Here is a 9115-nt window from a genome sequence, read left to right as displayed (position 1 = left end):
GCTTCCACAAAGCTCGGCTGTCCCGTCCGCTTGACCGCCATCGCTACCCTCCGAGGCTTTGCCTTAGGGAATCACAATTGACGAATTACGCAACAGGCCCACAAGGGGAGAAGGGAAGGGCATCTCGCTACCCGAACGTCTGCCGCAGCCGCCGCGCCAGATCGAACAACATCTGGTTCTGCTTCACCAGCCGTTTGCCGTGGCTCAGCGAGGACATCGCCATCGCCGCGAGTTTTCCCCGCGCGGTCAGGGGCACGAAGCTGTCGAAAATGTCATCGTCGTCCTTGCAGAACATGCGCTTGTAATCGTCCGAGCCGATGCCGAGATCGAGCGAGCGGTAGCCGCGTTCGGCGTAGCGGTCGATGATGTAGCGCATCAGGATCAGCCCGGGGCTGTAGCGGGCGTGCTCGGACATCGTGTAGGTATTGAACATCATCGAGAAGCGCTGGCCGTCGGCGACGCCGGCGAAGATCGCGATCACCTCGTCGTCGCAATCGAGCGCATGGATGTCGATGACGCGGCCTTCGCCGCGCGGCGACAGGCATGCGCTGCGGATGAACGCTTCGACGCCGGGCTCGGCAAAGACGTTGGGCAGTTTCTGTTCGGCCATCCGCGCCGGCTTGACGTGGAAGAACCAGTCGAGCAGGCGGGTGACGTCCGCATCCGTGGTGGCGAGGTGATAACGATAGCCGGCAAGCGCCTGGAGCTTCTTTTCCTTGCTCTTGAGCCGGCGGCGGAAGGAGTTGCTGATCCGCGATGCGGGCGGCCCGCCCGGCTCCATCGCCAGGAGAGGGCAGCCGTTGATCGCACTCTGCCGCGGCAGCTGCGCGAACGGGTTGTGCTGGTCGTGCCAGCGCAGCGGCTGCTGCGTCAGTGCGAGCACGTCGGCATGCTCGCGCAGCGGCGCAAGCAGCGCGTCGAGATCGGCGATGGCGACGTCGGCTGCGAACTCGGCGTTCCACAAGCCCATGTTGAAGGTGGTATGCTTGCCGCCCATGAAACAGGCCGTGCGCACGCCATGGCTTTGCCGCAGTGACAGTGGCAGCAGCAGGAGCGGCTGGCGCTCGGTGTCGCGGGCAATGACGATGAACGGACTGGCGCCTTCGTGGCTGCCGACCAGCCGTTGCCATGGGTTGAGCAGGTCGAAGCGCTGGTAGGGCGTGAAGAGGTGGCCGCTCTCCTCGAACGCGCGCCAGACCGTCTCGGCCTCGGCCAGATCGGTGACGATATCGACATGCGCGATACGGCTCGCTTTCGACCGCGCTGGCGATTCTGCCGTCCGGCTTTGCATCGCCGCAGCCATGGTCATTCACGAAACCTGTCGAGAAACGAAAAATTTGCGTATTTCGGCCTGTGGCCGACCTTTGCAAAGAAATGTCAACAAAGGGTAATGACAATCAGGCGAACGCGAAGGTGGGATATTGGCATCCGACGACAGATGGCTGGAGCGGTTGCGGCTCGAGCTGGCCTGGTTCACCGGTCAGGCTGTGCTGCGCAGACGCGGCGCCGGCGCGATCCTGCGGTTTCAGCACGTGCGGCCGCGGCGGCGCGGCGCGTTTCAGCCGCTGCGTGAAAGCGAGATCAGTCCGCAATTTCTCGATCGCGCCATTGGTGCGCTGAAGCAGTGGGGATATGACTTCCTCGGCATGGACGATGTCTGCCGCCGCGCGGTGACTCTGCCGGAGAAGCGGCGCTTCGTGGCGCTGACCTTCGACGGCGCCAACAAGGACCTGATCAGCTTCGCCTATCCGGTGCTGGCGCGCCACGCCGTGCCGTTCACGATCTATGTGCCCACCGCGTTTCCCGATGGAGTCGGAGAGGCCTGGTGGCTCGGGCTCGAGCGGATGATCGCGCGCGAGAGCCGCATCAACCTGATGATGGGCGAGAAAGAGCAGCGATTCACCGTCACAGGCAACGCCGAGAAGCAGGCGCTGTTTTCGTTCGTCGAGAGCTGGCTGCGCTCGTTGCCGCCGGCGGATGTGTCGGCTGCGATCGCCGATCTCTGCACGCGCTACCGGATCGACCTCGCTGCGCTCACGCGCGAAGCCTCGATGGATTGGGAGGATCTGGCAAGGCTTGCGGCGGATCCGCTGGTCACGGTCGGCAGCGCGACCGTGAACTATCCCGTTCTCGCCAACATGAAGGACGCCGCCGCGTTGCGCGAGATGACGATGGGCAAGGCGGTCGCGGAAGCGGCCTTCGACCGCGAGATCAGGCATCTGGCCTTTCCGTTCGGCGATCGCTCGTCTTTCCGGCGCAGCCATGTCGTCATGGCGGAGGAGGCCGGCTTTGCCAGCGCCGTCTCGACCATCCCCGGCATCGTGGATGCAGAGGGGCGCACCAATCTGCGCGCATTGCCGCGGATTTCCTGGGACGGCCGGATACAATCACTGCGCATGCTGCGCGTGCTGGTGTCCGGTGTTGCCTTCGCGCCGGTGAAACCGACCCGCAGCGTTACGAATTAAGATTTGACGCGATCCGGCCGCTGCATCCAGCTCACGATCGGCATCGCCGGCAGCACCCAGCCCATGCCGACCACCACGTAGTAGATCGCCTGCCGCCAGCCGGACTCGGCGATCCACGGCATCTGCGCCAGAGCCATGCCGAGCAGGGCCCAGACGGTGGCCAGCACCAGGAGCAGGATGGCGCCGAGGAACTTGCGGGTGCGGATCGTCATGACGGAATGCTGCGGCCTTCGCGTAACTTGCGCTGCGGGAGCGGGGGACTATAAGGGGCACGCAGTCCGGTTCAAGTCTCTTTGGTTCAGGTCCTGGTTTTGGCCCCGAAATGACGACGAATTCCACACCGTCCGAGCCGTATCGCGCCGTGCGCTGGTGGCTGATTTCCGTGGCCGCCCTCATCGCGTTGATGGTGCTGGTCGGCGGCGCGACACGGCTGACGGAATCCGGGCTCTCGATCGTCGAGTGGAAGCCTGTGACGGGCAGCGTTCCGCCGCTGTCGGAGGCGCAGTGGACCGAGGCGTTCGAGGCCTACAAGAAGATTCCGCAATATCGCGAGCTCAATGCGGGCATGAGCCTGTCCGAGTTCAAGGAGATTTTCTGGTGGGAATGGAGCCACCGCTTTCTCGGCCGCTTTATCGGCGTTGCCTATCTCTTGCCGTTCCTGTTCTTCCTGTGGCGCGGCGGCCTGTCGGGCGAGTTGAAGCGGCGGTTGTGGCTGCTGTTCGCGCTCGGCGGACTCCAGGGCGCCGTCGGCTGGTGGATGGTGGCCTCGGGCCTGACGGAACGGGTCGAGGTTTCGCAATATCGGCTGGCGACGCATCTGATGCTGGCGCTGCTGATCTTCGCCGGCATCGTCTGGACGGTGCGGCGCCTCGCCGAGCGTCCGCAGATCGTTGCGCCCGCGCGGCTGAGATTCACGAGCGTGCTGCTCCTCATCGTGACCTTCGTCCAGATCTATTTCGGCGCGCTGGTCGCGGGCCTGCGCGCCGGGCGCGCCTACAACACCTGGCCGCAGATCGACGGCGCGTTCATTCCATCGGCTGAGCGGCTGTGGTTCGAGACGCCGTGGTGGCGCAACATGTTCGACAACGTGCTGACGGTGCAGTTCGAGCATCGCATGACGGCCTATGTGCTGTTCGTGCTGGCGGCGCTGCACGCGTTTGATGCGGTGCGTTCACGCGCAGCGGCCGGCGGTGCGCTCTGGCTGTTCGCCGCGGTCAGCCTGCAGGCGGTGCTCGGGATCCTCACGCTGCTCAACCAGGTGCCGATCGATCTCGCGCTTTCGCACCAAGCGGTTGCGATCGTGGTGCTGACGCTTGCAGTGATGCAGGTGGAGCGGCTGGCCTCGCGACAATCTGCACAGGCGCAGCCGCGCGCGGTTCCGGTCGGTCAGGCCGGCTGATCAGGTCAGCAGTAGCCGTAGACGCCGCAGGCGTAGGGCAGGCGCCAGAAATAGCCGACCTGCGGTCCGCCGTAGTACGGGCCCTGATAATCGTAGCTCCAGGGCCGGCCATAATAGCCCGGCAAGGTGTTGGAGCCGGGCAGGAGCGGCGTGCCCGGCAGGTTGCGGATGTAGCTGCCGATGCCATAGGCCGGCGAGATCAGCGCATCCGGATCGGTCTCGACATAGACCTGTGGCGGGTCCTGCGGCGGCACGGCAGCGCGCCGTCTCGCTGTGGCCGGCAGATCGGCGGCAACGGCAGCTGAGACCGTCAGCATGGCGGCAAGGGCAGGTACCATCCAGCGCAGCATCGTCGGCTCCGAATCAAAGGGGCGATCCAAGGACGATGTATGCGGCAGATATGGTTAATGACTGTTAACTGACTGCGGCCAAAACGGCCGCCGTCATTCCGGGGCGGTGCGGAGCACCGACCCCGGAACGACAAGGAACTAAGCCCCCAGCGCTTGTTCGAGATCGGCGATCAGATCTTCCTTGTCCTCGATGCCGATCGAGAGCCGCACCACGTCGGGGCCGGCGCCGGACTTCACCTTGGCGGCGTCGTCGAGCTGGCTGTGCGTGGTCGAGGCGGGATGGATGACCAGCGAGCGGGTGTCGCCGACATTGGCCAAATGCGAGAACAGTTGCAGCTTCGACACCAGGCTGACGCCGGCGTCATAGCCGCCCTTCAGGCTGAAGGTGAACACGGCGCCTGCGCCCTTCGGCGCGTATTTCCGTGCAAGCTGGTTGTACTTGTCGCTTGCCAGGCCCGCATAGCTCACCGAGGCCACCGCCGGATGGCCGGCGAGGAATTCGGCGACGGCTTTAGCGTTGTCGCAGTGCTTCTGCATGCGCAGCGGCAGCGTCTCGATGCCGGTCAGGATCATGAAGGCGTTGAATGGCGACAGCGCCGGTCCGAGGTCGCGCAGGCCCAGCACGCGGCAGGCGATCGCGAAAGCGAAATTGCCAAAGGTCTCCTGAAGGCGGATGCCGTGATATTCGGGCCGCGGCTCCGACAGCATCGGATATTTGCCGCCCGTGGACCAGTCGAACGTGCCGGCATCGACGATGATGCCGCCGAGCGAATTGCCGTGGCCGCCCAAAAATTTCGTCAGCGAGTGCACGACGATGTCGGCGCCGTGATCGATCGGGCGGATCAGGTAGGGCGAGGCCAGCGTGTTGTCGACGATCAGCGGCACGCCCGCCTTGCGCGCCACCGTCGAGATCGCCTCGATGTCGGTGATGCTGCCGCCGGGATTGGCGATGGACTCGATGAAGATGGCCTTCGTGCGCGGCGTCACCGCGCGCTCGAAGCTCGCGATGTCGTCGGAATCGGCCCACACCACGTTCCAGCCGAAGCTCTTGAACGCATGCGAGAACTGGTTGATCGAGCCGCCATAGAGCTTGCGCGCGGCGATGAATTCGTCGCCGGGCTGGAGCAATTGCTGCAGCACCACGACCTGTGCGGCGTGGCCCGAGGCGACCGCAAGCGCGGCGGTGCCGCCTTCGAGTGCGGCAACACGCTCTTCCAGCACCGCGTTGGTGGGATTGCCGATGCGGGTATAGATGTTGCCGAATGCCTGCAGACCGAACAGCGAGGCGGCGTGGTCGGCGTCGTTGAAGACGAAAGAGGTGGTTTGATAAATCGGGGTCGCGCGCGCACCGGTGGTGGGATCGGGTTGTGCACCGGCATGCACGGCGAGGGTCGAAAATCCCGGAAGGCGATCGCTCATTGAGGGCGTCCTGTTCTTGTGATCTGAAATCGCGCGGCATGCTGATCGGCGACGCGCCCGCCGTCAAGGCGCCGCGTCACATCGGAAACGATCGTGCTACGCGCTGTCGCGTGAGCGAAATGAATCCTTCGCGATTGCGTCAGCTTTGTTCGCTCTTGTTTTTGGCGGCGCGATCCGATGCCGCGGTGTCGCCGCCGCCGACACTCATCCGATTGAGGGATAGCCGCATGCCTTGCGTCGGCGCCGGCGGCCGTTTGGAGCTCAGGGTGCGCGAATTGACGCCCATCCAGGAAATCTCGGACGACAAGCGGCCGTATTCGATCTTGGGGCAGCGATTCATCACGACCTTGATCCCGGCCGCCTCGGCCTTCGCCGCGGCCGCGTCGTCGCGCGCGCCAAGCTGCATCCAGATCACCTTCGGCAGCGGATCGAGCGTGAGCGCTTCTTCGACCACCGGCATGATGTGGCTGGAGTTGCGAAAGATGTCGATCATGTCGACGGGGCGGCCGATGTCGGAGAGCGAGGCGACAAACGGCTTTCCGAGCAGATCCTTGCCGACATGGCCGGGATTGACCGGGATCATGTCATAGCCGCGCTGCGCCAGATATTTGAACGCAAAATAGCTCGGCCTCACATTGACGGGCGAGGCGCCGACCATCGCGATCGACTTCACGCTGTTCAGGATGCCGCGGATGTAATTGTCGGGATAGGCGTCGTGGTTCATTGGCTCTTCTTTTTGCTGTCATTGCGAGGAGCGAAGCGACGAAGAAATCCAGACTGCCTCGGCGGAAAGATTCTGGATTGCTTCGCTTCGCTCGCAATGACGAATTCTATTCATCCCGCCATGTTGGCGTGCGCTTCTCGATGAAGGCGCCGATGCCTTCCTCGGCGTCGCGCGCCATCATGTTCTCGGTCATCACCTCTGCCGCATAGCGATAGGCGTCCGCAAGGCTCATCTCAGCCTGGCGGTAGAACGCCTCCTTGCCGAGCTTGACGGTGTAGGCCGACTTCAGCGCGACCTGTTCGGCGAGTGCAATTGCGGCGTCGCGCTCGGTGCCGGCTGCAACCACGCGATTGATGAGCCCGATCTCGCGGGCGCGCGTGGCCGGGACCGGCTCGCCGGTCAGCAGCATTTCCATCGCCTGCTTGCGCGGCACGTTCCGCGTCAACGCCACCATCGGCGTCGAGCAGAACAGCCCGATATCGACGCCCGGCGTGGCGAAGCTCGCCGCTTCCGAGGCGATCGCGAGATCGCAGCTTGCCACGAGCTGGCAGCCGGCCGCGGTCGCGATGCCCTGGACGGCAGCGACCACGGGCTTCGGCAAGTGCACAACCGCCTGCATCATTGCGCTGCAGGCGGTCATCATCTCGGCAAAGAAGGCGCGGCCGCGATCCGGGTCAGTGCGGCGCGCGGTCAGTTCCTTCATATCGTGGCCGGCGGAGAAGGCGGGGCCGTTGGCTGCGATCACCACGCCGCGGATCGCCTTGTCGTCGCGGATCTCGTTGAGCTCGGCATGGAGGCTTGCGATCATCGCCTGCGACAGACTGTTCCGCGCGGCCGGACGGTTTAGCGTCAGGACCGCGATGGGCCCTACGGTCTCGCGCAGCAGGATCGACGGTTGCGGGGAGGGGGCGCTGGCGGCCTGGGCGGACATCGAAGCGTTTCCGGTTGGATTCTTGCAATTGGATGACGCAGATAACTTAATGTAACAGGGGATGCGAAGCGAGGGTGAGGCGAAGCATGGCGTTAGCGAAAATGAGCGTGGCGGAGGTCGAGCAGTTTCTCCGTGACGAGTTTCCCCAGGCCTTCAGCGGCGATGACATCACGATCGAGACCGCCGACGGCCAGACCTGCCTTTTGCGCCAGCGCTACAGCGAAAGGATGCTGCGGCCGGGTGGAACCGTGTCCGGCCCGACGCTGATGGCACTGGCCGATTTCGCGATGTACGTGGTGCTGCTGTCCGCGATCGGGCCGATCGGACTCGCGGTCACCACCAATCTCAACATCAACTTCCTGCGCAAGGGCCAGCCCGGCCAGGATGTGCTGGCGGAGGCGCGGCTGCTCAAGCTCGGCAAGCGCCTGGCGGTCGGAGAGGTGAAGCTGCTGTCCGGCACGTCGCCCGATCCAATCGCCCATGTCACCTCGACCTATTCCATTCCAAATGTTTGAGGTTTTTTCAGGTAATATAGCACCTTAATTTTAAGATATTGATTTTGCTATTGTAATTTCCATCTTTGGGCATTGACCGTTGCGCGTCACTTCTCTAGAAAATCGCGCAGTCCGGTGCGGTGTTCGCGCCGATATCTCCCGTCCACGGAAACTCGATATGAAAACCTTTTCGGCAAAGCCGGCTGAGGTGACGAAGAAGTGGGTACTGATCGACGCCAAGGGTCTGGTCGTCGGCCGTCTCGCCACCATCGTCGCCATGCGCCTGCGCGGCAAGCACCTCCCGACCTACACCCCGCACGTTGATTGCGGCGACAACGTCATCATCATCAACGCGCAGCATGCGGTCCTCACCGGTCGCAAGCGCGAGCAGAAGACCTACTACAAGCACACCGGTTACGTCGGCCACGTCAAGGAGCGCACCGCGCGCCAGATCCTTGAAGGCAAGCATCCCGAGCGCGTGCTCGAGAAGGCCGTCGAGCGCATGATCCCGCGTGGTCCGCTCGGTCGCGTCCAGATGGGCAACCTCCGCGTCTATGGCGGCGCCGATCATCCGCACGAGGCCCAGACGCCCGAGAAGATCGACATCGCCAAGTTGAACCGCAAGAACACGAGGGCCGCATAACATGGCCGAATCCATCCAGTCGCTCGACCAGCTCTCGCAGCTCAAGACGGCGGCGGCGCCCGACGCGCCCAAGCACGAGAAGAAGGTCGACAAGTTCAACCGCGCCTACGCCACCGGCAAGCGCAAGGACGCGGTCGCCCGTGTCTGGATCAAGCCGGGCGCCGGCAAGGTCACGGTCAACTCGCGCGAGGTCGAGGTCTATTTCGCCCGTCCCGTGCTGCGCATGATGATCGAGCAGCCGTTCTCGGTGGCCGCGCGTTCCGGCCAGTACGACGTGATCTGCACGGTTGCCGGCGGTGGTCTGTCCGGCCAGGCCGGTGCCGTCCGTCACGGCATCTCCAAGGCGCTCACCTATTTCGAGCCGGAGCTGCGTACCGTGCTCAAGAAGGGCGGCTTCCTCACCCGCGACTCCCGCGTGGTCGAGCGCAAGAAGTACGGCAAGGCCAAGGCCCGCCGGTCCTTCCAGTTCTCGAAGCGTTAATCGCTTCGGTCAGATTCGCCGCGAAAGCGGCTTCAATGAGATGCAAAAGGGCGCTGATTTCAGCGCCCTTTTTGTTGTTCGTTTGTATGCAAATTGATGGCGCGTTTCCCGAAAACTTGGCCGTGCGTGAAAACCTGAATGGAACCCGCGGGACATAGCGTCGCATCTGGAAGGGCGCGCAAGTCGGCTGGGCCGATCGCGTAACTTGC

At 63.9% G+C, this 9115-nt stretch carries 11 protein-coding genes; 5 read left to right on the top strand and 6 right to left on the bottom strand.

Annotated features, from left to right (window positions below):
• Window positions 1-127 precede the first annotated feature (127 nt).
• Window positions 128-1309, bottom strand: coding sequence for a GNAT family N-acetyltransferase (locus QJT78_RS17180; RefSeq protein ID WP_028149011.1), 1182 nt, complete (start codon window positions 1307-1309; stop codon window positions 128-130).
• Window positions 1310-1421: 112 nt separating this feature from the next.
• On the opposite strand from QJT78_RS17180, the gene QJT78_RS17175 reads away from it, so the two are divergent.
• Window positions 1422-2465, top strand: coding sequence for a polysaccharide deacetylase family protein (locus tag QJT78_RS17175; protein ID WP_028149012.1), 1044 nt, complete (start codon window positions 1422-1424; stop codon window positions 2463-2465).
• Here the strand turns inward: QJT78_RS17175 and QJT78_RS17170 are convergent.
• Window positions 2462-2677, bottom strand: a complete 216-nt coding sequence (locus tag QJT78_RS17170; protein ID WP_014494810.1) for a DUF2842 domain-containing protein — start codon at window positions 2675-2677, stop codon at window positions 2462-2464. The two genes, QJT78_RS17175 and QJT78_RS17170, sit on opposite strands and share 4 nt — an antisense overlap.
• A 110-nt stretch (window positions 2678-2787) precedes the next feature.
• Between QJT78_RS17170 and QJT78_RS17165 the strand changes: the two genes are divergently transcribed.
• Entirely contained in the window at window positions 2788-3864 is a 1077-nt protein-coding gene (locus QJT78_RS17165; RefSeq protein WP_028149013.1) for a COX15/CtaA family protein, read from the top strand.
• Between the two features lie 5 nt (window positions 3865-3869).
• Here the strand turns inward: QJT78_RS17165 and QJT78_RS17160 are convergent, their stop codons facing one another.
• The 4 genes from QJT78_RS17160 to QJT78_RS17145 form a co-directional block, all read right to left on the bottom strand.
• Window positions 3870-4214: a hypothetical protein gene (locus QJT78_RS17160; RefSeq protein WP_028149014.1), complete on the bottom strand. Its 345-nt coding sequence runs from the start codon at window positions 4212-4214 to the stop codon at window positions 3870-3872.
• Between the two features lie 138 nt (window positions 4215-4352).
• Window positions 4353-5633 (bottom strand): O-acetylhomoserine aminocarboxypropyltransferase, encoded by a 1281-nt coding sequence (locus QJT78_RS17155; protein ID WP_028149015.1) that lies wholly within the window; start codon window positions 5631-5633, stop codon window positions 4353-4355.
• A gap of 139 nt (window positions 5634-5772) precedes the next feature.
• Complete coding sequence (locus QJT78_RS17150) at window positions 5773-6357, bottom strand: CoA-binding protein (protein ID WP_028149016.1); 585 nt, start codon at window positions 6355-6357, stop codon at window positions 5773-5775.
• 106 nt (window positions 6358-6463) lie between these two features.
• Window positions 6464-7288 carry an enoyl-CoA hydratase gene (locus QJT78_RS17145; protein ID WP_038943042.1) on the bottom strand — a complete coding sequence of 275 codons (825 nt, stop codon included), beginning with the start codon at window positions 7286-7288 and terminating at the stop codon, window positions 6464-6466.
• An 86-nt stretch (window positions 7289-7374) separates the two neighbouring features.
• On the opposite strand from QJT78_RS17145, the gene QJT78_RS17140 reads away from it, so the two are divergent.
• The 3 genes from QJT78_RS17140 to rpsI all read left to right on the top strand — a co-directional run bounded on the left by QJT78_RS17140 (window position 7375) and on the right by rpsI (window position 8906).
• Window positions 7375-7803 (top strand): PaaI family thioesterase, encoded by a 429-nt coding sequence (locus QJT78_RS17140; protein WP_028149018.1) that lies wholly within the window; start codon window positions 7375-7377, stop codon window positions 7801-7803.
• 157 nt (window positions 7804-7960) lie between these two features.
• Entirely contained in the window at window positions 7961-8425 is a 465-nt protein-coding gene (rplM, locus tag QJT78_RS17135; protein WP_008137961.1) for a 50S ribosomal protein L13, read from the top strand.
• 1 nt (window position 8426) lies between these two features.
• Window positions 8427-8906, top strand: coding sequence for a 30S ribosomal protein S9 (gene rpsI, locus QJT78_RS17130; RefSeq protein ID WP_007611021.1), 480 nt, complete (start codon window positions 8427-8429; stop codon window positions 8904-8906).
• The last annotated feature ends 209 nt before the right edge of the window (window positions 8907-9115 follow it).

The sequence above is a fragment of the Bradyrhizobium sp. Mp27 genome (assembly GCF_029953005.1).
Taxonomy (GTDB): Bacteria; Pseudomonadota; Alphaproteobacteria; order Rhizobiales; family Xanthobacteraceae; genus Bradyrhizobium; species Bradyrhizobium barranii.
This window is presented reverse-complemented; position numbering and strand designations above follow the sequence as displayed.